At 75.3% G+C, this 23785-nt stretch carries 26 protein-coding genes; 18 read left to right on the top strand and 8 right to left on the bottom strand.

The window, feature by feature from the left end; translation table 11 throughout:
* The first annotated feature begins 88 nt into the window (after positions 1 to 88).
* The 4 genes from secA2 (at position 89) to SM573_RS24845 (ending at position 4705) form a co-directional block, all read left to right on the top strand.
* A complete protein-coding gene (gene secA2, locus SM573_RS24860; protein WP_474610300.1) occupies positions 89 to 2380 on the top strand; it encodes an accessory Sec system translocase SecA2 in 2292 nt (763 codons plus the stop codon).
* 177 nt (positions 2381 to 2557) lie between these two features.
* Positions 2558 to 3298, top strand: a complete 741-nt coding sequence (locus tag SM573_RS24855; RefSeq protein WP_474610299.1) for a GAF and ANTAR domain-containing protein — start codon at positions 2558 to 2560, stop codon at positions 3296 to 3298.
* A gap of 86 nt (positions 3299 to 3384) precedes the next feature.
* Positions 3385 to 3885 (top strand): DUF2231 domain-containing protein, encoded by a 501-nt coding sequence (locus tag SM573_RS24850; protein ID WP_474610298.1) that lies wholly within the window; start codon positions 3385 to 3387, stop codon positions 3883 to 3885.
* A gap of 61 nt (positions 3886 to 3946) precedes the next feature.
* Complete coding sequence (locus SM573_RS24845; protein WP_474617179.1) at positions 3947 to 4705, top strand: class I SAM-dependent methyltransferase; 759 nt, start codon at positions 3947 to 3949, stop codon at positions 4703 to 4705.
* A gap of 41 nt (positions 4706 to 4746) precedes the next feature.
* Here SM573_RS24845 and SM573_RS24840 read toward each other — a convergent pair whose 3' ends face one another.
* Positions 4747 to 5691, bottom strand: a complete 945-nt coding sequence (locus tag SM573_RS24840) for a DUF3500 domain-containing protein (RefSeq protein WP_474610296.1) — start codon at positions 5689 to 5691, stop codon at positions 4747 to 4749.
* Between the two features lie 171 nt (positions 5692 to 5862).
* On the opposite strand from SM573_RS24840, the gene SM573_RS24835 reads away from it, so the two are divergent.
* From SM573_RS24835 to SM573_RS24795, 9 genes are all read left to right on the top strand, one after another.
* A complete protein-coding gene (locus SM573_RS24835; protein ID WP_474610295.1) occupies positions 5863 to 6240 on the top strand; it encodes a signal peptidase I in 378 nt (125 codons plus the stop codon).
* Between the two features lie 106 nt (positions 6241 to 6346).
* Positions 6347 to 6805 carry a cysteine dioxygenase gene (locus tag SM573_RS24830; RefSeq protein ID WP_474617178.1) on the top strand — a complete coding sequence of 153 codons (459 nt, stop codon included), beginning with the start codon at positions 6347 to 6349 and terminating at the stop codon, positions 6803 to 6805.
* 80 nt (positions 6806 to 6885) lie between these two features.
* On the top strand, positions 6886 to 7368 hold the full coding sequence (locus SM573_RS24825; protein ID WP_474610293.1) for a rhodanese-like domain-containing protein: 483 nt from the start codon (positions 6886 to 6888) through the stop codon (positions 7366 to 7368).
* Between the two features lie 50 nt (positions 7369 to 7418).
* Positions 7419 to 7970: a winged helix-turn-helix domain-containing protein gene (locus SM573_RS24820; RefSeq protein WP_474617177.1), complete on the top strand. Its 552-nt coding sequence runs from the start codon at positions 7419 to 7421 to the stop codon at positions 7968 to 7970.
* A 327-nt stretch (positions 7971 to 8297) separates the two neighbouring features.
* The gene (locus SM573_RS24815; RefSeq protein WP_474610291.1) at positions 8298 to 8906 is read left to right on the top strand and encodes a winged helix-turn-helix domain-containing protein; all 609 of its coding nucleotides are present in this window, start codon (positions 8298 to 8300) and stop codon (positions 8904 to 8906) included.
* Positions 8907 to 8934: 28 nt separating this feature from the next.
* Positions 8935 to 9585 (top strand): nucleoside/nucleotide kinase family protein, encoded by a 651-nt coding sequence (locus tag SM573_RS24810; RefSeq protein WP_474610290.1) that lies wholly within the window; start codon positions 8935 to 8937, stop codon positions 9583 to 9585.
* Between the two features lie 177 nt (positions 9586 to 9762).
* Positions 9763 to 10161, top strand: coding sequence for a TraR/DksA family transcriptional regulator (locus SM573_RS24805; RefSeq protein ID WP_474610289.1), 399 nt, complete (start codon positions 9763 to 9765; stop codon positions 10159 to 10161).
* Positions 10162 to 10209: 48 nt separating this feature from the next.
* A complete protein-coding gene (locus SM573_RS24800) occupies positions 10210 to 11082 on the top strand; it encodes a DUF72 domain-containing protein (protein ID WP_474617176.1) in 873 nt (290 codons plus the stop codon).
* 313 nt (positions 11083 to 11395) lie between these two features.
* Positions 11396 to 11824: a DUF2267 domain-containing protein gene (locus SM573_RS24795; RefSeq protein ID WP_474610287.1), complete on the top strand. Its 429-nt coding sequence runs from the start codon at positions 11396 to 11398 to the stop codon at positions 11822 to 11824.
* A 58-nt stretch (positions 11825 to 11882) separates the two neighbouring features.
* On the opposite strand, the gene SM573_RS24790 is transcribed toward SM573_RS24795, so the two are convergent.
* Together SM573_RS24790 and SM573_RS24785 are read right to left on the bottom strand one after the other, a co-directional pair.
* The gene (locus SM573_RS24790; RefSeq protein WP_474617175.1) at positions 11883 to 12635 is read right to left on the bottom strand and encodes a DUF72 domain-containing protein; all 753 of its coding nucleotides are present in this window, start codon (positions 12633 to 12635) and stop codon (positions 11883 to 11885) included.
* Positions 12636 to 12641: 6 nt separating this feature from the next.
* Positions 12642 to 13391, bottom strand: a complete 750-nt coding sequence (locus tag SM573_RS24785; RefSeq protein WP_474610285.1) for a PIG-L deacetylase family protein — start codon at positions 13389 to 13391, stop codon at positions 12642 to 12644.
* Between the two features lie 259 nt (positions 13392 to 13650).
* Here SM573_RS24785 and SM573_RS24780 point away from each other — a divergent pair, with 259 nt between their 5' ends.
* Positions 13651 to 13941 carry a hypothetical protein gene (locus tag SM573_RS24780; protein WP_474610284.1) on the top strand — a complete coding sequence of 97 codons (291 nt, stop codon included), beginning with the start codon at positions 13651 to 13653 and terminating at the stop codon, positions 13939 to 13941.
* A 9-nt stretch (positions 13942 to 13950) separates the two neighbouring features.
* On the top strand, positions 13951 to 15219 hold the full coding sequence (locus SM573_RS24775) for a cupin domain-containing protein (RefSeq protein WP_474610283.1): 1269 nt from the start codon (positions 13951 to 13953) through the stop codon (positions 15217 to 15219).
* Between the two features lie 82 nt (positions 15220 to 15301).
* Here the strand turns inward: SM573_RS24775 and SM573_RS24770 are convergent, their stop codons facing one another.
* The 5 genes from SM573_RS24770 to SM573_RS24750 all read right to left on the bottom strand — a co-directional run bounded on the left by SM573_RS24770 (position 15302) and on the right by SM573_RS24750 (position 20554).
* Positions 15302 to 15967 carry a hypothetical protein gene (locus SM573_RS24770; protein ID WP_474610282.1) on the bottom strand — a complete coding sequence of 222 codons (666 nt, stop codon included), beginning with the start codon at positions 15965 to 15967 and terminating at the stop codon, positions 15302 to 15304.
* A complete protein-coding gene (locus SM573_RS24765; protein WP_474617174.1) occupies positions 15964 to 18633 on the bottom strand; it encodes an FtsK/SpoIIIE domain-containing protein in 2670 nt (889 codons plus the stop codon). The genes SM573_RS24770 and SM573_RS24765 overlap by 4 nt, the downstream gene beginning before the upstream one ends.
* Positions 18626 to 19723 carry a hypothetical protein gene (locus SM573_RS24760; protein WP_474617173.1) on the bottom strand — a complete coding sequence of 366 codons (1098 nt, stop codon included), beginning with the start codon at positions 19721 to 19723 and terminating at the stop codon, positions 18626 to 18628. The genes SM573_RS24765 and SM573_RS24760 overlap by 8 nt, the downstream gene beginning before the upstream one ends.
* A gap of 9 nt (positions 19724 to 19732) precedes the next feature.
* Positions 19733 to 19993, bottom strand: a complete 261-nt coding sequence (locus SM573_RS24755) for a hypothetical protein (protein ID WP_088993708.1) — start codon at positions 19991 to 19993, stop codon at positions 19733 to 19735.
* A 150-nt stretch (positions 19994 to 20143) separates the two neighbouring features.
* Positions 20144 to 20554: a hypothetical protein gene (locus tag SM573_RS24750; protein WP_474610279.1), complete on the bottom strand. Its 411-nt coding sequence runs from the start codon at positions 20552 to 20554 to the stop codon at positions 20144 to 20146.
* A gap of 119 nt (positions 20555 to 20673) precedes the next feature.
* On the opposite strand from SM573_RS24750, the gene SM573_RS24745 reads away from it, so the two are divergent.
* From SM573_RS24745 to SM573_RS24735, 3 genes are read left to right on the top strand one after another with little or no spacing between them, the layout of a single operon-like run.
* On the top strand, positions 20674 to 23229 hold the full coding sequence (locus SM573_RS24745; RefSeq protein ID WP_474610278.1) for an ATP-dependent Clp protease ATP-binding subunit: 2556 nt from the start codon (positions 20674 to 20676) through the stop codon (positions 23227 to 23229).
* Entirely contained in the window at positions 23226 to 23423 is a 198-nt protein-coding gene (locus SM573_RS24740) for a hypothetical protein (protein WP_474610277.1), read from the top strand. The genes SM573_RS24745 and SM573_RS24740 overlap by 4 nt, the downstream gene beginning before the upstream one ends.
* Complete coding sequence (locus SM573_RS24735) at positions 23423 to 23773, top strand: DUF3140 domain-containing protein (protein ID WP_474610276.1); 351 nt, start codon at positions 23423 to 23425, stop codon at positions 23771 to 23773. Before SM573_RS24740 ends, SM573_RS24735 begins: the two co-directional genes overlap by 1 nt.
* The last annotated feature ends 12 nt before the right edge of the window (positions 23774 to 23785 follow it).

The raw sequence follows: 23785 nt of genomic DNA, 5'->3' as shown, positions 1-23785 counted from the left end.
GTGTCGTCCGTCACCCGTTCCGTCCGGGGTCGGACATGCCGCCGGGCGGGACGCGGAAACCGGCCCGGTTCGCGTACCGTTGCCGCTCATGGGTGTGTCGCAACGGTTGAAGACCAGGTTCCGGCGGTTCCTCCAGCGCCCGGGGACGACGGTCGACCTGGCCCCGCTGGAGAAGCTGCTGCCGGCGATCGAGGCGCGCGAGGAGGAGCTCGCCGCGCTCGACGACGCCGAGCTGACCGAGGCCGCCGGGAAGGCCGAGGGCTACGTGGAGATCTGCGCCGTCGGCCGCGAGGCCGCCCGGCGGGGGCTCGACCAGCGGCCGTACGACGTGCAGCTGCTCGGGGCGATGGCGCTGCTCTCCGGCAAGGTCGCCGAGATGGCCACCGGTGAGGGCAAGACGCTCACCGCCACGATCGCCGCGTACGGGCACGTCCGGCTGGGCAACGGGCCGGTGCACGTGCTCACCGTCAACGACTACCTGGCCCGCCGCGACGCCCAGTGGATGGAGCCGGTCTACACCCTGCTCGGCCTCAGCGTGGGCTGGGTCAACGAGGCGTCCACCCCGCAGGAGCGGCGCGCGGCCTACGCCTGCGACGTCACCTACATCTCGGTCAGCGAGGCGGGCTTCGACTTCCTCCGCGACCAGCTGGTCACCGACATCGAGGACCGGGTCCAGCCGCCGCTGCGCACGGCGATCGTGGACGAGGCCGACTCGATCCTGATCGACGAGGCCCGGGTGCCGATGGTGCTCGCCGGCGCGGTGCCCGGCGAGCAGGACCCGGTGCACGCCGCCGCCGCGCTGGTGCGCGGGCTGCGCAAGGGCAAGCACTACACGGTGGCCGAGGACGGCCGCAGCGTGGCGTTCACCTCCGCCGGCCTGGCCGCCGTGGAGGCCAAGCTCGGCCTCGACCTCTACGACGAGGAGCACGTCGAGCACCTGTCCGCGGTGAACGTGGCGCTGCACGCGCACGCGCTGCTGCACCGGGACGTCGACTACATCGTCCGCGACGGCTCGGTCGAGCTGATCGACGAGATGCGCGGCCGCGTGGCCCAGCGCCGTCGTTGGCCGGACGGGCTCCAGGCGGCCGTGGAGGCCAAGGAGGGGCTGGACGCCACGGCCGAGGGCGAGGTGCTGGGCACCATCGCCGTGCAGGCGTACATCGGGCTCTACCCGAAGGTCTGCGGCATGACGGCGACCGCGGTGCTGGTCGGCGACCAGCTGCGCGAGTTCTTCGACCTCGAGGTGGCGGTGATCCCGCCGAACACCCCGTGCATCCGCGAGGACGAGCCGGACCGCATCTACGCCACCCGGGCGGAGAAGGAGGAGGCGCTGATCGACGAGATCCGGCGCTGCCACTCCGCCGGACGGCCGGTGCTCGTCGGCACCCTGGACGTCAAGGAGTCCGAGCAGCTCGCGGCCGGCCTGCACGCGGCCGGCGTGCCGTGCGTGGTGCTGAACGCCAAGAACGACGACGAGGAGGCGGCGATCATCGCCGAGGCCGGCGCGTACGGCGCGGTGACCGTCTCCACGCAGATGGCCGGTCGGGGTGTCGACATCCGGCTCGGCGGCAGCGACCAGGCCGACCGGGAGCGGGTCGCCGAGCTGGGTGGTCTCTACGTGATCGGCAGCGGTCGCCACGACAGCCGCCGGGTCGACGACCAGCTGCGCGGCCGGGCCGGCCGGCAGGGCGACCCGGGCGGCTCGGTCTTCTTCGTGAGCCTGGAGGACGACCTCGTGGTCCGCCACGCCGCCGACGCGGTGCCGGCGTCCCCCCGGATGCACGCCGACGGTCTGGTCACCGACGAGCAGGTCGACTACGCGGTTGAGCACGCCCAGCGGGTCGCCGAGGGCGTCAACCACGAGATCCACCGCAACACCTGGCGCTACAGCGTGGTGATCGAGCAGCAGCGCAAGGCGCTCGCCGAGCGGCGGGAGCGGCTGCTCACCAGCGACGTGGCGGCGCTCATGCTGCTCGACAAGGTCCCGGAGAAGGCCGGCGAGATGGACGAGGACCTGCTCGCCCGGGTGGCCCGGTCGATCGCGCTCTACCACCTCGACCGGCTCTGGGCCGAGCACCTGGCCGAGCTCTCCGAGGTCCGCGAGGGCGTGCACCTGCGCGCGCTGGGCCGGCTGGACCCGCTGGACGAGTTCCACCGCGCGGCCGTCCCGGCCTTCAACGCCCTGGTCCCGGAGATCGAGGCGCGCACCATCGCGACCTTCACCGAGACCGACTTCGACGAGGACTGGGAGCCGGACGAGGCGAAGCTGGTGCGCCCGAGCGCGACGTGGACCTACCTGGTGCACGACAACCCGTTCGGTTCGGAACTCGACCGGCTCATCGCCTCGGTCGGGCGCCGGCTCACCGGCGCCGCTCGCTGACGAGGAGGAGCCCGGCCGGCGCCGGTACCGCCGGCCGGGCCCCCTTTTAGACCGTTTCGACCCGGCTGAGCCCGGGTATGAGGCCGGGTCCGAACATCCGGGAGAGCAGACGATGACACACGTGAAGGCACCGACCGGGCGTGCCGTGACGGGGCGCGGGGTGGGGGCTGCGCGCCGGTGAACCTCGACACCGACCAGCCGACGGCGCCGACCGTCGGCGTGCTGGAGACCGCCGCGCTGCTGCGTGAGCTGACCGCCGGTCTCATCTCCGTGACCGATTTCGATGAGGCTCTGGCCGCGCTCGTCCGGATCACCCGCGACGCCGTGGCCGGGGTGAGCTGGTGCGGGTTCACGGTCCTGCGCGCCGGTGAGCCGGCCGGGGCGGCCGCCTCCGATCCTCGCCTCGCCGGCCTGGACGACCTCCGGCACGGCCCCGACACCCCGGCCATGGACGCGATCCGGCGTCGGGAAATGGTCATCTCGGAGAACCTCGGCCGGGACCGGCGCTGGCCGGACTGGACCGCCCACGCCGTCGACCTCGGCGTGCGCGGCGTGATCTCCGCTCCGCTCGACGTGGACGACCACGTGCTCGGGGCCATCAACCTCTACGCGGGCGCGTCCGACGTGCTCACCACCCAGCACCAGCTCACCGCCATGCTGCTCGCCGAGCACGCCGGACTGCTGCTCGCCGCCGTCCGTGACCGGGCCCGGCAACTCGAGGTGGCCGGCGAGCGCGACACCTCGCTGCTGGACGACGGTGTGGTCGGCCAGGCCATCGGCGTGATCATGACTCAGCGCGGCTGCCCGGCCGAGGAGGCGCTGGAGGTGCTGCGCACCGCCGCCTCCTCCCTCGACATCCCGCTGCGCCAGGTGGCCGAACGGCTGGTCCGCACCGTCTCCCGGTCCCGCGACAACTGACCGGGCGCGGTATCGCGCCGTTTCGCCCCGGATGCGCCCGGGTAGCACCCTGGACTGACCGACCGATCGAACCAGGGGAGGGAACGATGCAGAGCCGGCTGCGGGTCCAGGGGCACCCGATCCAACCGATGCTGGTGACGTTCCCGTACGGGCTCTTCGTCAGCGCTGTCGTCTTCGACCTGACCGACGTGCTCGGCGGGCCCGCCTTCCTCGGCGAGGTCGGTTACTGGACGGCGGTGGCGGCGCTGGTCGCGGCCGGGCTGGCCATGGTCGCCGGCATGGTCGACCTGTGGGACGTGCCCGGTGGCCGCACCCGGCGCACCGCCGTCGCCTTCAACCTCGTGAACCTCGCGATGGCCGGGCTGTTCCTGCTCGCCTGCCTCATCCGGGCCGACTCGCCGGAGCGCGGCGCCACGGTGGCGCTGCTCCTCACCGAGCTGGTCGCCCTCGCCGTGGGCGGGGTGGGTGTCCGACTCGGCGCCCGGCTGGTGCACCGCTTCGACGAGGGCCGCGCCGAGGCCACCACCTTCGACGCCCTGAACGGGGTGCACGGCTCGACCGTCGAGATCATCCCGCCTCGGCCCTGAGCCCACCGGGCACGGGACAAACCCGTTGCCGGGGTGAGCACGGCCCGGCAGGCTTGCCCGGATGGAGACCGACTCCGACTTCGCGCACCTGGTCGCCGACGGGGCTGCCGCGCCCGTCGAGGGCTGGGCGTTCGACTGGCTGGCGGGCCGCGCCACCGAGGAGCGCCCACCCTGGGGCTACGCGCGGCTGGTCGCCGCCCGCATGGCGTCGGCCGACGCCGCGCTGGACGTGGACACCGGCGGCGGTGAGGTGCTGTCCGAGGTGCCCCGGCCGCCCCGGCTGCTCGTGGCCACCGAGGGCTGGCCGCCGAACGTCGAGGTCGCCCGCCGGGTGCTGCGCCCGCTGGGCGCCACCGTGGTGTCGGTGACCCCGGACGCCCCGCTGCCGTTCCGCGACGCCAGCTTCGACCTCGTGGTCAGCCGGCATCCCGTCCGCACCGACTGGGCCGAGACCGCCCGGGTGCTCCGGCCCGGGGGCACGTTCCTGTCCCAGCAGATCGGGCCGGGCACGGTACGCGAACTCAGCGAGGCGATCCTCGGGCCGCTGCCGCCGCCCACCGCGCGGCACCCGGCCCGGGCGGTGGCCGAGGCCCGGGCCGCCGGGCTGGACGTGGTCGACCTGCGGGAGGCGACCCTGCGCACGGTGTTCCACGACATCGGGGCGGTCGTGTGGTTCCTGCGCAAGGTGGTCTGGACCGTCCCCGGCTTCACCGTCGAGCGCTACCGGCGCGAGCTGTACGCCCTGCACCGGCGCATCCTGGCCGAGGGTCCGTTCGTCGCCCACGCCCGCCGCTTCCTCATCGAGGCCCACCGTCCCTGACCGGCGCCCACCCGCGTTCCGGTCGCGAGGGCGTGCCGGGGTCAGTGTGCGCGGTGGTGGTCGGCCAGGACGTCCTGGCCGAAGTCGCTCGCCGGTCGGCGCAGCACGGTGTGCGCGTGGTTGCCGTCGTCGGTGGTGTTGTCGTACTCGATCAGCAGGTCGTCGCCCTGCACCCGGTAGTAGTGCCGCTGCCCGGGGCGGGTCGGGCCGGCCCAGGCGAAGTGCAGCTCGCGGCCGTCGAGCCGGCGCGCCTCGCGGATCGCCAGCTCGGGTGGGAGCCGGTCGAGGTAGACCGCCACCAGCTGCCCGAGCAGCGCCCGGCCGGTCGGGCCGAGCCGGTCCGCCGGCACGCCGAGCGGCTCCAGCGGGGCGTCCACGTGGGGCCGGGTGGCGCTGATGATGTCCCGGGGAGCCTCGTCGGCGACGATCGCCGCCGCCCGCGCGGCCGGGCCGATGGCGTCCAGCAGGGCGCGCGCCAGGTCCTCCTCGACGGCCAGTGGCCGGGAGACCGGCCGCCCGGCGTGCCGGACGGCGGCCGGGTTCGCGCCGAAGAAGATCGGGGCGGGGGAGACCTGGTCGTCGACGACGGTCATGCTGACCGAGAGGTGGTGCCCCTCCAGCCGCCAGGCCCAGCGGTCGTCGCGCGCCGGGTCGCCGAAGACCGCCACCCAGTAGTCGCCGCTGTGCCGGCCCTGCCGCCATCCCTCGGCCCGGTCCAGCACCTCCTCGAGGGCGACGATCGCCATGGCCTGCGCGTACGCCGCGGGGCTCAGCGCGGTGGCCAGCAGCCGGTGGGCGGCCTTGCGCCCGGCGCGGCCCAGGTCGTCGAGGCAGACGCCGGGCCGCGGGTGGGGCCGATACTCCAGCCAGTGCCGGGCCTCGGTGTCGTCGAAGCGGTAGGTGGCGCGGGCCCGCGCCGGCTCGTCGAGCGTGGCCAGCAGCGCGGCGCCGGCCGTGCGCATCTGCTCGGGCAGCGGATCTTCCACCGCCCCTGTATACCGGGCGCGGGGCGAGCGCGCTCGGGGATGCGGGGGCGCGCCCCGGTCGTTGGCGCGGGTCTGGTCGGCACCCCGGGCCAGCGGCGCCGCCCCTCGCTCACCGGTCCAGGTTACGGGCCGGGCCGCGCTTGGTACCGTCTGCGGCGCGTGGGGAGGATCATGGACGAGACGGTCTACGTGGGCAACGCCGCCGTCGACGGCGCGACGAACGGTGGTTGGCTGCTGGGGCACTTCATGCCGGTGGGCGAGGTCCGGCACAGCACCGACGTCGAGATCAAGTGGGGGGTGCACCCGCCGGGGGAGACGCGCTCGCGGTGGGCGACCGGCGAGCGCCGTACCGCCCTGCTGGTGCTGGTGAGCGGCCGGTTCCGCGTCGAGTTGCGCGACCGCACCGTGGTGCTCGGCGCCCCCGGCGACTACGTGGTGTGGGGTCCCGGCGTGGACCACTCCTGGTACGCCGAGCGGGAGTCGGTGGTGCTCACCGTCCGGTGGCCGTCGGTGCCGGGCTACCGGGTGGAGCCGCCCGTCCTCCGCTGACCGGGCCGGGGCGAGGGGCCGTCCCAGCATCCGGAATACCTACTAAACCTATAGGGTTTATATCCTAGGCTGGCGGTGACGCACCTGCCCGACCCGTGAGGACGCCATGAGCCACCGCAGCCGCACCGAGCCCGACCTGCTCGCCGTCGCCGCCCGATGGGCCGACCCGTCGGCCTGGCCGGTGCCACTGCGCTTCGACCCCGCCGAGCGCTGGTACGCCCGGCTCGCCGCCGGCGCCGACCACGAGGTGTGGGCGCTGAGCTGGCTGCCCGGTCAGGGCACCGACCTGCACGACCACGGCGGCTCGGCGGGAGCCTTCCTGGTCGTCGCCGGGGTGCTCACCGAGGAGACCGTCTCCGGCGGGCGCCTGCGCCCCCGGCGGCTGCCCGCCGGCGCCGGCCGCCGCTTCGGCGTCCGGCACGTGCACGTCGTCGCCAACCGGCACGCCGAGCCCGCGGTCAGCGTGCACGTCTACCGCCCGGCGCTGCGCCGGATGACCCGCTACCACCTCGTCGACGGCCGGCTGCGCGCCGCCGAGGTGGCCGAGGCGGGCGTCGCCTGGTGATCCGCGCCGCGGGTCGCCCGGCCGCCCCCGACACCCCGTCCGACGGCCCTGCGCGCCGTCCGCATCGGAAGGAACCGCACATGCAGCAGTCCCGTCCCGCCGGCTGTCCGGCCCGGGTGCCCCCGCCGGGATCGCGCGGGATCGACGAGATCCTGGCCGCCGCGCGCGCCCGGCTCGACCGGCTCGAACCGGAGCGGGCGCACCTGGCGTACCGGTCGGGCGCGCTGCTGGTCGACATCCGGCCGGCCGCCCAGCGCGCCGCGCACGGCATGGTGCCGGGGTCGCTCGCCGTGGAGCGCAACGTGCTCGAGTGGCGCCTCGACCCGCGCTGCCCGTCCCGTCTGCCCGAGGCGGTCGGCTACGACCTGCCGGTGGTGATCCTCTGTCAGGAGGGCTACACCTCCTCGCTCGCCGCCGCCTCCCTCCAGGACCTCGGCCTGTGGCGGGCCACCGACATCGTCGGCGGGTTCGCCGCCTGGCGGATCGCCGGCCTGCCCGCCCTCGGCCCGACCCCGCTGCCCCCCACCCCGCTCCCGGTGACCGCCGGCCGAGCGCTCCGCTGACCGCCGCGCTCCACCGGGCGTGGCGGACGTACGCCGTCACAGGAGGCACCATGTCCGTCGTCGCCATCTCTCCGCGGTCCCACCCGCCGGCCCGCGCCGACCGGTCCGTCCGCTCCGCGGCGACCCTCACCATCACCGTCGACCTCCAGCCCGGCCCGCTCCCGCCGCGGCTGGCCCGGCTGCTCGACCTGATCGGCGAACTCGCCGAGTCCGGCGAGGGGCGGCTGCGCGGCGCCCCCACGCCCCGGACGCCCCGGGTGGTCCCCGCGCCGCCGCGGCCCGACGAGATCCACATCCTCGCCGGCCCGCGCGTCGTCCGCCACGGCGAGCGGGTCGTCCCGCTGACCCGCATCGAGTACGACCTGCTGCTGTTCCTCGCCGAACGCCCCCGCCGGGTCTTCACCCGGCTGCAACTGCTGACCAACGTCTGGGGCTACGAGCACGCCGTGGCCCGCACGGTCGACGTGCACGTGCGCCGGCTGCGCGCCAAGTTCGGCACCGGGACCCCGCTCGTGACCACCGTGCACGGGGTGGGCTACCGCCTCGCCGACGACGCCCGCGTCACCGTGGAGCGCCTCGCCGAGGCCGCGGCGGGAGGGTGAGCCACGCCAGCGGCGGCGTCCCGTGCGGGTGACGCGCCCGGTCCACATGGGAGCGCGTCCGAAGCGGTGGTGAGGCCCCAGGGATGCCGTCGGCCCCGCCAACGTCGAATGTGAACCGGGAGGGGACCCCCCGTATCGGGTCATCCGGGCGGCTCTGCTGTAATCATCAGGCCTCGTACACAGAGCGAGCAGGCGGCTCCGATGCGTTCGTCAATTGTCACATTCATGCAACGCAGCCGCCTCTTGACCCTCGCACGGGCGCCGGGAAGCATCGATGAAGCGGCGTCCCGGGCCGTGGGGATAAACCCGGATCAGCCAAGGAGGACCATGTCGGTCAGCCCCGCCTCGTCGCGCGCCGGATGGCATACGTCCCAACCCGCGGTCCCCGGTCGACCCCCCGGTGGTCAGCGCCGTCCGGCCAACAATCCGGCGCCGGTGCTCACCGTCACCCTCTCGATCCCGCTGACGTGCGAGGAGTCGCTGACCGCGCCGGCCCGCCGCCTGCTGGAGGCCGCCCGCGAGATGATCGAACGCGGCGAGGGCGTCGTCTCCGGCCTCCCCGCCCCCGCCGTGGAGCGGCGCGTCGACGTGCCGGCCAACCGGGCCGCCTCCCGGTCGCTCGCCCCGACGATCCCCACCCTGCACATCCTCGCCTCGTCCCGCTCCGTGCTGCGCGACGGTGAGCCGCTGCCCCTGACCCGCCTCGAGTTCGACCTGCTCCTGCACCTGGTGGCCCACCCCCGCCGGGTCTTCACCCGCCTGCAACTGCTCAACGCCGTCTGGGGCTACGAGCACGCCGGCGTCCGCACCGTCGACGTGCACGTGCGCCGGCTGCGCGGCAAGGTCGGCGTGGACGTCCCGCTGGTCACGACGGTCTACGGGGTCGGCTACCGGCTCGCCGACGACGCCCGGGTGACCGTCGACCGCAGCGGCTGACCGCGCGAGCGCCGGGCAGGATGGTCGGGTGCGCATCCGCCCCATCTCGCCCGAGCGACTCGTCACCGAGCTGACCGACCGGCTTGCCGAGCAGGCCGCCCACACCGACGCCGCCGCCGCGCCGGCACGGCTGCGGGTCGGCGTCGACGGCCCCGCCGCCGCGGCCCCGGACGCGCTGGCCGCCGCGCTCGTCGACCCGCTGCGGGCCCGGGGCCGCCCCGTCCTGCACGTGCGCGCGGAGGACTTCCTGCGGCCCGCCTCGGTCCGCCTCGAGCAGGGCCGCACCAACCCGGACGCGTACTACGAGGGGTGGGTCGACGAGGCCGGGTTGCGCCGGGAGGTGCTCGACCCGGCCGCGCCGGGCGGGTCCGGCCGGATGCTGCCCTCGCTCTGGGACGCCGTGGCCGACCGGGCCAGCCGGGCGGCGTACGTCGACCTCCCGCCCGGCGGGGTGGTGCTGGTCAGCGGCGCGCTGCTGCTCGGCGGCGGGCTCCCCTTCGACGTCACCGTCCACCTGGCGCTCTCCCCGGCGGCGCTGCGCCGGCGCACCGATCCCGCGCAGCGGTGGACGTTGCCGGCGTTCGACCGGTACGCCGCCGAGGTCGACCCCGCCTCCTTCGCCGACGTGGTGGTACGGGTCGACGACCCCCGCCATCCCGCCCTCGTGGAGGGGGACTGAGCGGGCGGACGATCGTGCCCCGGCGTCCCGGAAATCCCCGGTTTGATCGCGAGATCCGGGGGGTAATCGCCCGGCTCACAGAGCACGGGTGATCGCCCGTGCACCGGACGCGACCGTGACCGGGGCCACCGCGCGCCGGGCCCCCGGTTGACCAGAGGCCAGGAAAGGCAGGCAGCCATGCTCGTCCACGACACGGTAGGAACGGGCCGAACCGAGGCGGAGATCGACCAGATCCGGCAGTCCCTCCAAGCGCGCTACGACGAGCTGTCCGCGGAGTACGAGCAGGCGGTGCTGCAGAGTCAGGTGCTGCGGCTGGTCGAGGTCGGCGACACGGCCGGCGACGACCAGGCCGACAGCGGCACGAAGACCGCGGAGCGCGACACCGCCCAGTCGCTGCTGCGCACCATCCTCGACCGCCGCGCCCAGTACGAGCACGCCCTCACCCGCCTCGACGAGGGCACCTACGGCTTCTGCGAGGGCTGCTCGGCACCGATCCCGGTCGAGCGGCTGGAGATCTTCCCCTCGGCCACCACCTGCGTCTCCTGCAAGCAGACCCGGGAGCGGCGGGCGGCCTGACGGCACGGCCCGGTTGCCGGTCGGTCCGGAGCGCGGTGGACTTCACCCATGGGTGACATCAAGGTGGGCACCGCGTCCTGGACCGACCGGACGCTGTTGGACTCCGGCTGGTACCCGCAGACCGCGGACACCCCGGAGAAGCGGCTGGCGTACTACGCCCGCCAGTTCCCCCTGGTCGAGGTGGACGCCACCTACTACTCGCCGCCGGCCGAGCGGACCGCGCGGCTCTGGGCCGAGCGCACCCCGGCCGGCTTCACCTTCAACGTGAAGGCGTTCAGCCTGCTCACCGGACACCCGACCCGGGTCAGCGCCCTCTACAAGGACCTGCGGCCGCAGACGGAGAAGCGCAACGTCTACCCGGACGCCCTCGCCCCGCAGGCGTACGAGGAGGTGTGGACGCGCTTCCTCGCCGCGCTCGACCCGCTCGTGGAGGTGGGCAAGCTCGGCGCGCTGCTGTTCCAGTTCCCGCCCTGGTTCACCATCAAGCGCGACAACAAGCAGTACCTGTTGGAGGTCGCGAGGCGCTGTGCCCCGCTGCGACCGGTGTACGAGTTCCGGCACGCCTCCTGGTTCGACGGCGACAACCGGGACGAGACGCTGGAGTTCCTCCGTAAGCACCGGTTGCCGTACGTCTGCGTGGACATGCCGCAGGGGCACCGCTCGTCGGTGCCGCCGGTGCTGGCTGCCACCGCGGACCTGGCGGTGGTGCGCTTCCACGGGCACAGCGAGAAGTGGACCAGCACCGACATCCACGAGAAGTTCGGCTACCGCTACTCCGAGGCGGAGCTGCGCGACTGGGCGCCGAAGCTGCGCGAGCTGGCGGACTCGGCCGCAGAGACGCACGTGCTCATGAACAACTGCTACCGCGACTACGCGCAGACCAACGCCGCCACCCTCGCCGGCCTGCTCGGGGACGACTGAGCGCGGCCCTGTCGACCGCGCGGCCCGCCTCACCCCACACGGGTGACGCCGGGTCACCCCGCGGGGAGGCACCGTGGAGAGTGCGTGCGGTCGGTGGACCGGCCGGCGCACCACGAGGAGGTGACCGGTATGACTCGGGTGGTGGCGGATCCCCGACGCGGGTCCGTGCTGCACGTGGTCGGCTCGTCCCGGGACGCCCGGCAGGCCGCACCGGCCGGCCGGCGCAGCCCGATCCGGACCCGGCCGGGCCCGGTGGGGCCGCCGCGGCGCGACGACGACCGACGCTGGGTCACGGACGAACGGGGGTGGGAAGATGGCTGAGCAGTTCATTTCGGCGTTCGAGTCCTCGCTGGACAAGACGAACCTGATCCTGAAGGACATCGAGAGCGCCTACGGCTGGCCGAAGGCGCAGCGCAACCAGTCCTACGCCGCGTTGCGGACCGTGCTGCACCTGCTGCGCGACCGCCTGCCGGTGCAGGAGAGCGCCGAGTTCGCCCAGCAGTTGCCGGTGCTCGTGCGCGGCATCTACTTCGACGGGTGGCGCCCGTCCGACGTGCCCGTCAAGCTGAACCGTGACGACTTCCTCTACGAGGTCCGTCAGGGCTTCCCGTACGACGTGGAGGGCGGTCCGGAGCGGGTGGTGCAGGTGGTGCTCGACACGCTGCGCCGGCACGTCACCCAGGGCGAGTGGGAGGACGTGAAGGACACCATGCCCCGGGACCTGGCGCGGATGATGCCGTGAGGCGACGCCGCCTCCGTGAGGTGACGTCGGCCCGCCCCGCTGCGGGGCGGGCCGCACATCACCCGGCCGGGACGCGGCTGACCCGCAGCCCCGCCCGGGCGGCCAGGGCGGCGAAGGCGACCGCGTCCGCGATGGCCGCGCCGCCCGGATCGTTGTTGAAGTAGACGTACGTCCTGCCGTCGCCGAACGTGTCGGCGAGCCGGCGCACCCACGAGGCCAGCGCCGCGCGGCCGTAACGCGGGTGCGGTCGCGCCCGGCCCTCGTGCAGCCGCAGGTAGCCGAAGTCGGCCGTCCGCCACAGCGGCGTGACGGGCCGACCGGCCCGGTCCGCCCAGACCAGCGCCGCCCCGTGCCGCTCCAGCGTCGCCCGGGTCTGCGCCGTCCACCAGGAGCGGTGGCGCGGCTCGACCGCCACCCGCACCTCGGCGGGGAAGAGCCGCAGCGTCGCGTCGAGCGCCGGTGGGTCCGCCGCCAGGGTGGGCGGCAGTTGCAGCAGCACCGGGCCGAGCCGGTCGCCCAGCGCCGTGGCCCGGCCCAGGAACCGCGCCACCGGCTCGGCCGGGTCCCGGAGCCGTTTGATGTGGGTCAGGTAGCGGCTCATCTTCACCGCCACGCAGAAGTCGTCGGGGGTACGCGCGCGCCACGCGGCGAAGGTCTCCCGCTCCGGCAGCCGGTAGAAGGCGTTGTTCACCTCCACGGTGGCGAACCGCTCCGCGAAGTGCTCCAACCAGAGCCGCTGCGGCAGCCCCGACGGATAGAACCGGTCGCGCCAGTCGCGGTACTGCCATCCGGAGGTGCCGAGCAGGATCATCGGCGGCTACCAGAGGTCGAAGTGGAACACCTCGAACGCGACCCCGTGGCGGGTGCCGAGCCGGACACCGGCCGGCCGCGACAGCCCCTCCAGGAACTCCTCGGCGTCGAAGCTCCCGTCGCCCAGCCCGGCCAGGTACGCCTCGTGCGCCCGCAGCGAGTCGACACCCCGGTCGAACGTGTCGGTGACGTCGACCCCGTGGGCGGCGCGCGGCGACGAGGCGGCCCACACCTGCCGCACCCCGGCCCACCGCCGCACCCCGTCGGTCAACTGCTCCGGGAAGACCCACCGGTTGCCGGCGTCGCGCACCGCGTCCAGCACCGCGCGGCCGGTGGCGATGTGGTCGGCCTGGTTCAGGGCGTACGCCCCGTCCCACGTCTCGCGGAAGTTGTTCGTGATGACGATCTCGGGTTGGTGCCGGCGCACCACCTCGGCGATCGCCCGGCGCAGCGGGACGCCGTACTCCAGCACACCGTCGGGCAGACCCAGGAACTCGACCGTGTCGACCCCGACCAGCGCGGCGGACGCCCGCTGCTCCTCCTCGCGCACCCGCCGGGCCTGCGGCGGCGGCATCCCGTCGATGCCCGCCTCACCGCTGGTGACGAGGCAGTAGACGACCTGCTTGCCCTGACCCGTCCAGCGGGCCACCGCCGCCGCGGCGCCGAACTCCAGGTCGTCGGGGTGCGCCACCACGGCCAGTGCGCGCTGCCAGTCCTCCGTCACGGGTTCGAGCGGGGTCACTGTCGGCTCGGTCATCGACACCTCCTGGGCCGTCCGGCCCATCCTGCCATCCCGGGCGGCCTCCCGCCGATCCGCGTGGCACGGCGCTCACCCGGCCGGTCGGCCGCCGCGGCACCGGCGGCGGACGGCCCGCGGGCGCGGGTCGCGCGCTCCCCGCGAACCGGCCGTGCCCGCCCTGCCGGGCGTCTACGGTGTGGTTAGAGAAGCGAGCGTGGGGTAGCACCCGCTGCACGAGAGTCCCCGGCGCACGGCGGGGCGGCACGAGGGAGCACCGATGGCACTCAGCGACGACGACATGACCACGAGCGGCGCCGGTGGCGCCGAAGGCCCCGCCGACGGGGGCGCGACGCCCGGCAAGCGCGACGGCGGTGCGGACGGCAGCGCCGACCAGGGCGTCGAACGCGGCATGGACCGCGGCGCCGACCAGGGCGCGGAGGGCCCGGCCGACGGTGGCGCGACCCCGGGCAAGCAGGACGGCGGCGCGGACGGTGGCGCCGAGGGCCCGGCCGACGGCGGCGCGACGCCGGGCAAGCAGGACGGTGGCGCCGACGGCCCCGCGCGCTGACGGATGGCCGTGACGCACGTGGACTCGCCGGGCGGCACGGGCCGCCCGGCGGCGGCGTCGGCGGCGGACGCGCTCGCGCGGTGCGTGGCCGTCGAGCCGGCGAAGTTCGCGGCCGCCCACTGGGGTCGCACCCCGCTGCTCTCCCGCGCCGACGAACTGCCCAACCCGGTCGGCTTCACCGACCTGTTCAGCCCCGCCGACGCCGACGAGCTGCTCAGCCGCCGCGGTCTGCGGACGCCGTTCCTGCGGATCGCCAAGGACGGGGAGCTGGTGCCCTCGTCGCGCTGGACCGGGAGCGGCGGCGCCGGCGCCGAGATCGACGACCAGGTGCTCGACGAGCGGGTCCTGGAGCAGTACGCCGCCGGCGCGACCCTGGTGCTCCAGGGTCTGCACCGCACCTGGCCCGCACTGATCGACTTCGCCCGGGACCTGGGGCTCGCACTCGGCCAGCCGTTGCAGGTCAACGCGTACCTGACGCCGGCCGGCAACCAGGGTTTCGCCACCCACTACGACACGCACGACGTCTTCGTGCTCCAGGTGGACGGTCGCAAGCACTGGCTGATCCACCCGCCGGTGCTGCCCGACCCGCTGGAGAAGCAGCCGTGGGGCGGCCGGGCCGACGAGGTGGCCGCCACCGAGCAGGGGCCGCCCGCGCTCGACGTGGTCCTCGCTCCCGGCGACGCGCTCTACCTGCCCCGCGGTTGGCTGCACCGCGCGCAGGCGCAGGACTCCAGCTCACTGCACCTGACCGTCGGCGTCCGCGCGCTGACCCGCTACGCCCTCGTGGAGGAGCTGCTGGCGCTGGCGGCCGACGACCCCCGGCTGCGGGCCGGTCTGCCGCTCGGCACCGACGTCGCCGATCCGGACGCCATCGAGCCGGAGCTCACCGAGACCGTCGAGGCGCTGCGGGACTGGCTGCTGCGCGTCGACCCGGTGGCGGTGGCCGCGCGGCTGCGGCGGCGCGCCTGGCCGGCCGCCCGACCCGCCCCGATCCGCCCGCTGGCGCAGGCGGCGGCGCTGGCCGCCCTCACCCCGGACAGCCGGGTCGCCGCGCGCCCCGGGCTGCGCTGGCAGCTCGCGCCCGAGGGCGAGGAGCGGATCGTGTTGCGCCTCGTCGACCGGACGATCACGCTACCCGCTCCGTGCGAGCCGGCGCTGCGCGCGCTGCTCGACGGCACGGGGAGCAGGGTCGGGGACCTACCCGGCCTCCCGGACGACGCCGACCGGCTCGTGCTGGCGCGGCGCCTGCTCCGCGAGGCGGTGATCGTCCCCGCCTGACCCCGCGCCGCCGCGGCCTCCCGCGCCTGTGCGCCGGTCCGGCGGGACCGGGGGACGCGGACAGCGGGGGCGGCACGGGGCGTCAGCGGACCAGCGCCAGCAGCAGCGCCGTGGTCAGCAGCCCGGCGCCCAGGACCACGGTGATCGGGCGGGGGCCGAGCACGGCGTGCCGCCGGTCGGCCAGCACCTTGGCCGGCACCAGGCCCACCAGCGGGCCGAGCAACGTCACCACCAGCGCCAGCACGGGCATACCGACCGCCAGGTCACCGCCGTAGCCGACCCCGGCCGCCCGGGCGCCCGCGCCGAGGGCGTACGCCAGCACGGCACCGGCCACCCCGCAGAGGGCGAGCAGCGGGTTCACCCCGCCGGGCAGCTCACCGGGCTGCCGGGTGCGGTCGAGCAGCTCCCGTACGCGGGCCAGCAGCAGCACCGGGTCGGCGTCCACACCGGCGGTGGGAGCGGGTGGGTCGGCGAGTCGCCGCCCGCCGGGACCGAGCCGTTCCCGCAGCACCTGCCACAGGTGCGCGACCTCGGCGTCGACCCGCTCCTGGAGTTCCCGGGCGTCGGCCAGCTCCCGCTCCGCGCGCCTCACCTGCTCCGCGGCCTCGGCGACCGCGCGGTCCGCGGCGGCGCACTGCCGCTCGTACCAGGTGCGCGCCTCCTCCCGCTGGTCGTGCACGCGGGCGGTCAGGTCGGCAAGCCGCCGCAGCTGCGCCGCGTACGTCTCACTGGCGACGGGTCGGTTCATCGCGATGGTCCATAAGGGATGATCACCTGGCCGGTGCGGTGGACCGCCCGGTCGAAGAAGAGGCCCCGCCACGGTCGGGGATACCAGTCCGGGCCGCCGGTGCCCGGGTAGAGCGACGAGCCCAGCTCGCCGCCGTGCGCGTCGAGCGCCACCCACGCGCCGATCTGGTCGGTGCGCGCCGCGGGCCCGCCCAGGTCGGCGCGCATCCGGGCGACGCCCCGCCACCAGGCCAGCACGTGGGTACGCCGCTCCGGCCCGTCGTGCAGGATCCGGCGCAGCTGCTCCAGCCCGGTACGCCGGCCGGCCCGCGCGGCCAGCGAGCCCGCCGCGGCGTCCACCGCGAAGAGCAGCAGGTAGTGCGGTTCGCCGGCGGTGGCGAGCCCTTCCACGGTCTCGGCCATCAGCTCCGGCACGGTCTCCTCGTCGTACCAGGCGGCGTCGTCGGCGAGGTCCTCGTAGAGGGCCCGCGCGACGGGGTCGGCGTCCGGGTCGAGGCAGGCGATGGAGAACCGGGCGGTCCCGGGGCGGTGCTGGCGGGCCAGCGAGCGGGCGGCCGCGTCCAGCACGGCGCACGCCTCGTCGACCCGGGTGCCGAGCACCGCGAGGTTGCGCCCCGGGGCGCGGGGCAGCCGCAGCGCCGCCGAGCGGGCCTGCACGTCGATGATCTCGCCGAGCAGCGCGACCGGCCCCCGCCCCGTGCCGTCGCCGGGGGTGAGCGCGCGGAAGTCCGGGGCGTCGACCAGGCGGGGGATCGCGTCACCGTCGAAGAGCCGCGCCGGTGCGGCATCCTGCGGGCGCATCCGCCACAGCCGGTGCTGCAGGCCGCTCCACGTCTCCCAGTCGCTGGCCGACGGGATCCGGGCCACCTCGTTGCCCTCCGGCAGGCCCGACTCGGCGTTGATCACCGCGTGCCAGCGGGGCAGCGACTGGGCCGCGTCGTTGCGTTCGGCGAGGATCCGCAGCGCCTTGGGCAACGCGATCCGCAGGGTGAACTGGGCGACCAGCGCCGGCCGTCCCCACAGCGCCTCGATGCCCCGGACGTCCTGCGAGGCGAGCACCAGGTGGATGCCCTGCGACCGGCCGCGTCGGGCCAGATCCTCCAGGAGGTCGGCCGCCTCCCGGGCGACCACGTCCCGCCCGGCGAGCAGCATCTGGAACTCGTCGACCACCGCCACGATGCGCGGCCAGCGCCCGGTCGGGTCGACCGCACGCAGTTCGGCGAGCTTGGTGACCTCGTGCTTCTTGGCGGCGTCCGCCCGCCGCCGCAGCTCCTCGGCGAGGAACCGCAGCAGCGCCAACCCGAACTCGCGGTCGGTGTTGACGTTGATGCCGACCAGGCGCATGTGCGGCAGCCAGCTCGGGTCACGCCGGCCCTGGGCGAACCGGGCGAAGGACACCCCCTCCTTGAAGTCGAGGAGGTAGAACTCCAGCTCGGCGGGGGAGTAGCGGGCGGCGAGCGCCCCGATCCAGGCGAAGATCAGATTCGTCTTGCCGGTGCCCGACGGCCCGCCGATCAGCGCGTGCGGCGGGTAGTCGCCCAACGTCAGCAGCACCGGCCGGCCGTGCGGTCCCTCGCCGATGGGTGCCGTGAGCCCCGTGGCCGAATCCTCCTGCCACATCCGCTCGGGCGGCGGCAGCAGGTCCGTGAAGGGGGTCGGCGCAGGCCCGGCGTTGACGCGGGCCGCCACGTCGCGGCAGGTCTCGGTGACCAGCGTCGACGGTGGCGGCGGGTCGAGTCGTACCAGGAGGCTCGGCATCGCATCGATGCGCGCGCCGCCCGGCTCGACGACGACCCGGGTGACCGTCGGGTCGTCCGGGAGCGTCACCCCGCGCACCACCAGGTGCACGCCGCACGCCGCGCCGGTGCGGACCACCCGGTCGAGCTGGCCCCGCTCGTGTCGGGACAGCTCGTCGCCGCCGAGCAGCACCGCCACCCGCCACGGCTCGGGTCGGCGCCCCGTCGCGGCGGCCAGCTCGCGCAGTGAGCTGTGCTCGCCGGCCAGCACGGTCTCGTTGATCCGGCGGATCTGCTCCACCAGGTCGTCCAGCAACCGGCCCAGGCCGCCGGGGCCGACGAAGGTGAGCAGGCCCGCGGTGCCCAGGGGCGCGAATCCGGCCAGGCCGCCGCCCAGGTGTTCCGGGTCGTACCCCATCAGCCGCACGGTGCCGGGCCCGGCCCGGCCGAGGGCGCGCAGCAGCAGCGCGGACACCACCGCGTCGCAGCCGTCCCGGTCGTCCCCGACCAGCTCCACGTGGCCGGCGTCGAGCAGCGGCACGAGCGCCGGCACCGGCTCGGCGCCCGGCAGGCCGAGGGTGCCGATCCGCAGCGCGCCGGGGGGTTCGCCCCGGTCGACGGGGGTCGGGTGCCAGCGGCCCCACTCCTCGACCGCGGCGCCGGGCGCCTCCCGCCAGGCGGCGTCGGCGGCCCGGCGGGCCAGCTCGGTGATCCGGGCCGCGTGTCGCTCGTCGAGCTCGGCGAGCCGCCGGTCCCGCTCCGCGCCGACGCGGGCCGGCACGGCCGCCGAGGCCTCGCGCACCCGCACGAGTCGCTCCCGGCCGGCGGCCAGCTCGGCCTGGGCGGCGAAGAGCCGGGTGCGGGCCGCGCCGAGCGCGTCGGCGAGCGTGTCCCGGACCCGGCTGACCAGCTGCGCGCGTCGGTCAGCCATCGCCGTCCCGGCGCGGGGTCCGCCGCGGCGCGTCCACCCACGGTCCGGGCCGGTCGGATCGGGCGCCGAAGGCCGCCGAGGTCCGGCCGACCATCCCTGCCGAGGCCGCCCGCCCCGGTCTCGCGTCCGCCGGCCCGGCCGGCGCCGCCCGACCCGGCTCCGCCGCCGTACGGCCGGCGCCGGTGCGCCCCGCGCCCGTCCGGCCACCTCCGCCGTCGCCGGCCTGATCCGGGGTGCCCTTCGTGGCCACGGCGTCGGCGGGCAGGTCCCGGCCCAGGCGGGCGAGGAGCACGCCGGTCAGCACGCCACCGGCCACCGCGGAGTCGGCGGCGTGCGGCGGCTCCCCGGAGCGGCGTGGCGGGGGCATCCGGCACACCCGGGTCAGCAACGTCTCCAGCACCGGTGCCGGCAGTCCGGGCAGCAGGTCGCGGACCCGTCCGTCCAGCTCGCCGCGCAGGCGGCCGAGGTCCTCGGCCCGCGGCGGGCGCCCGAGCAGGTCGCCGGCGAGATCACGCAGCAGCGGCGGGGCGAGCGCGGCCAGCCCGAGCCCGACGTCCGCGTGCGCCCGGCGCAGCTCGGCGTGCAGCCGGTCCCGGTCGCCGGCGCGTACCCCGCGCACGACCCGGCGTAGCAGCTCGGCGGAGTCGGTGATCCGCTCGTCCGGCTCGTCGGCGCCCTCCCGCCCGCCGGTCAGCTCCGCCACCCGCACCGACCACCAGCGCCGCAGCCGCACCTGCTCGGCCGGCGCGACCGGGGCCGCCGCCGGGGCGCCCTCCCGCGGCGCGTCGTGCCGGGTGCGCTCCGGCTGCGCCGGCCGGGCCGGCGCAGCCCCGTCGCCGCCCAACCCGATCGCCGTCAGGTACGCCCCGAGCTGCTCCTGCGCCAGCCGCAGCGCGTATCCGGCGGTCTCGGCGTGCTCCGTGGCGGCGGACAGCTCCGGGACCCCCATCGGGTCGGCCGACTCCTGGCGCACCCAGCGGAGTCGCTCGCTGGCCAGCCCGAACTTCTCCAACGCCTGCGCCACCAGGCCGAGCGGCAGCTCCTCGGCGGCGGCGCGGACCTGTGCGCCGACATCCTCGACGATCGACACGGCCGGGCCTTACAGCGCCGCGACGTAGAGCTGCGCCTGCTCGACGGCGACCAGGGTGGCCGCGAGGCACTCCTCCAGCTCCTGGCTGGCCTGGGTCAGCGAGGCCTGCGCCGCCTCGACCGTCTCGTGGCCGCTGCCCTCCAGCGCGCCGGCCAGCGTCTGCTGCGCCTCGGCCAGTTTCTCGCCGGCGGCCTGCACGGCGCTCTGGCCGTCGCCGATCTGTTGCAGTGCAACGTCGATGGCTGCCTTCAGCTCGGCGACGCTCGCCACGGGGGTACCTCCTGGGGGCGGGGAGGCCTTCATTAGAGCCTATCCGTGCGGTGCGGAGACATCCGCCCTGTCAGTGTTCCTGCCCCGGTGACCGCTTGTCACCATGAAGCGCCGGGAGTCCGATTGGTGGGACCACATGCATGGTGCGCGTCAGTCCCCGGCCGTCTCGTCCGTGTCACGCGCCGTGTCGCGCAGCCAGCGGGGCCCGTACACCTCGGCCCCCCGCGCGGTGACGCGTTCCCGCAGCTCACGGTCGGCCGTGACGACCACCCGTCGCCGCCGTGGCGCGGCGCTGACCAGCTCGACGACCGCGTCGTCGCCCGATCCGCGCGCGGCGACGACCCTGACCCCCGGCGCGGCCGGTACGTCCCGCGCGCGGCCCTCGACCACCAGGACCACCTCCACCGGAGGCGGCAGGTCGGGGAGCAGTCCGGCGCCGGCCACCCCGGTCAGCGAGTCGCGCAACCGGGCGGTGGCGCCGGCCCGGTCCCGCCACCACCCGTCCGGCCGGGAACCGACCACGTTGGCGGCGTCCACGATCAGCAGCGGTGGTTCGTCCATGGCCCCAGCCTGCCATCCGCGCGGCCGTCCGCCCCGCCGGGCGGGTCCGCCCCGGCGTTTGTCGCGCCGACCGCCGGGTAGCCCCTGCCGACCGTGCCGCACGACTGCGGAGGACAGACATGATGGGACCCGGCGACTTCGGCACCGACCCCTGGGACGAGTTCCTGGCCCGGTACTTCGGCCGGGGCGAGGGTGGGCGCCGGCCGGCGCACCGGGTCGACATCACCCGGCTCATGACCGCCGACGCGCGGGAGATGCTGGCCGACGCGGCCCGCCGCGCGGCGCAGAAGCAGAGCACCGACCTCGACACCGACCACCTGCTCTGGGCGGCGCTGCAGCGCGAACCGCTGCGCGACCTGGTCCGGCGTGCCGGCGCGGACCCCGACACGCTGCTGAACGCCCTGGGCGGGCGGGGCGACGGAGCGCCGCGCGGGGAGGTGCCGCCGAACCTGTCGCTCACCCCGGCGGCCAAGCGGGCGCTGCTCGACGCCCACCAGCTCTCCCGGGCGATGGGCGCCAACTACATCGGGCCCGAGCACATCCTGATGGCGCTGCCGCTGAACCCCGAGTCCCCGGCCGGCCGGATGCTCGCCGCCGGCCGGGTCCAGCCCGAGTCGCTGCAGGCCGCCAACGCCGAACGCGGGCCGATGACCGGGCCCCGTCCGGACCGGGGCACGCCGACCCTCGACCAGTACGGCCAGGACCTCACCGACCTGGCCCACAACGACCAGATCGACCCCGTCATCGGCCGGGCCGACGAGATCGAGCAGGCCGTGGAGATCCTCTCGCGGCGGACGAAGAACAACCCCGTGCTGATCGGTGAGGCCGGCGTCGGCAAGACCGCCATCGTCGAGGGCCTGGCCGAGCGGATCTGCGACGGCGACGTGCCGCAGACGCTGCTGGGCAAGCGGGTCGTGCAGCTCGACCTGGCCGGGCTGGTCGCCGGCACCCGCTACCGCGGCGACTTCGAGGAGCGGCTGAAGAAGGTGATCGACGAGATCCGGGCCCACCGCGACGAGCTGATCATCTTCCTGGACGAGATCCACACTCTGGTGGGGGCGGGTGGCGCCGGCAGCGAGGGCGGCATGGACGCGAGCAACATGCTCAAGCCCGCCCTCGCCCGCGGCGAGCTGCGGGTGATCGGCGCGACCACGTTGGACGAGTACCGCAAGAGCATCGAGAAGGACGCGGCCCTGGCCCGCCGGTTCCAGCCGGTGCTCGTGCCCGAGCCCGGCGTGGACGACACGGTGGCCATCCTGCGGGGGCTGCGCGACCGGTACGAGGCACACCACCAGGTCCGCTTCACCGACGAGGCGCTGATCGCCGCGGCCGAGCTCTCCGACCGGTACATCACCGACCGCTACCTGCCGGACAAGGCGATCGACCTCATCGACCAGGCGGGCGCCCGGGTGCGGCTGCGCACGCGGACCCCGGCGGCCGACGTGCGGGACCTGGAACGGCAGCTCGACGAGGTGCGCCGGGACAAGGAGCAGGCGGTCGCCGACGAGAAGTACGAGCGGGCGTCGACCCTGCGCGACCGCATCGCCGAGCTGGAGGACCAGGTGCGCCGGGCGCACGGCGAGGACGGCAACGGCTCGCAGGTGCCCGAGGTCGGGCCGCAGGAGATCGCCGAGGTGGTCTCCCGGGCGACCGGGATTCCGGTCGCCCAGCTCACCGAGGAGGAGCGGGACCGGCTGCTGCGCCTGGAGGGGCACCTGCACGAGCGGGTGGTGGGGCAGGACGACGCCGTCTCCGCGGTGGCCGAGGCGGTCCGGCGCTCCCGCACCGGCCTCGCCGACCCGGAGCGGCCGATGGGCAGCTTTCTCTTCCTCGGCCCGACCGGCGTCGGCAAGACCGAACTGGCCCGGGCCCTCGCGGAGGCGCTCTTCGGCGAGTCCGACCGGATGGTCCGGGTGGACATGAGCGAGTTCCAGGAGCGGCACACCGTGAGCCGGCTGGTGGGCGCGCCGCCCGGGTACGTCGGCTACGAGGAGGCCGGCCAGCTCACCGAGGCGGTGCGCCGCCGCCCGTACGCGGTGGTGCTGCTCGACGAGATCGAGAAGGCGCACCCGGACGTGTTCAACATCCTGCTCCAGGTGCTCGACGACGGGCGGCTCACCGACGGCCAGGGCCGCACGGTGAACTTCAAGAACACCGTGCTGATCATGACGAGCAACCTCGGCTCGGAGCTGATCACGGGCGCCCAGCGGGCGGTCGGCTTCGGCGCCGGCGAGCCCGGCAGCGCCCAGGAGAGCGACGAGCTGCGCGAACGGCTCATGCGTCGCCTGCAGGAGAACTTCCGGCCGGAGTTCCTCAACCGCATCGACGAGGTGATCATCTTCCGCCGGCTGGAGGCCGCGCAGCTGCGCGAGATCACCGAGCTGCTGCTGGAGGAGACCCGCCGACGGCTGCACGCCCAGGACATCGACGTGGACTTCACCACCGCGGGCATCGACTGGCTGGCCGAGCACGGTTACCAGCCGGAGTTCGGCGCCCGGCCGCTGCGCCGGGTGATCCAGCGGGAGGTGGACAACCAGCTCTCCCGGATGCTGCTGGAGTCGGCCATCTCACCGGGCCAGAAGGTCACGGTGGACGCCCGTGACGGCGCGCTCGCCTTCGACGTGGGCGCCGGCGACCGCGGCTACACGGCCGCCTCGACGACCCACCCGCGATGAGCCGGCCGGAGACGCCGGAGCCGGAGGAGCCCCGGGAGGCGCAGGCCCCGGAGGAGTCCGAGCACCCCGAGCCGATCCGGGCCCGCCCCACCGCCAACCCGGCGCGGGTCCGCATGCCGGCGGAGGGCTGGCGCCGCAAGAAGGACGAGGGGGACCCGGAGGCGTCCGGGCCACCACCCGGAGAGGAGGCCTGATGGCACGAGAGCAGCGGCTCGATCCCGAGGTGGAGGTGCTCTGGGAGGACTTCCACGCCCAGGTCAACGTCCCGTCCGCGCAGCTGCGGCAGTGGCTGCTGACCCGGGGCTCCGGCGAGGAGGCGTTCGGCGCGGACCCGGACCTGGGTCTGCCCGAACCGGGCCGGCAGATCCTCCAGGTGCTGACCAAGCGCAAGGTGGACCTCACGCCGGAGGACATCGAGGTGATGCGCGACGCCGTCGCGCGGATCCAGTCCCTGGTCGAGGCCCGGCCGCCGCGCGGCAACGCGGACGACGAGTGGCGGCACTCCCTGCTGGACCTGGGCCACGACGTCCTGGTGGAGCGCTGAGCGGCACGTTCC

The sequence above is a fragment of the Micromonospora xinjiangensis genome (assembly GCF_056150165.1).
This window is presented reverse-complemented; position numbering and strand designations above follow the sequence as displayed.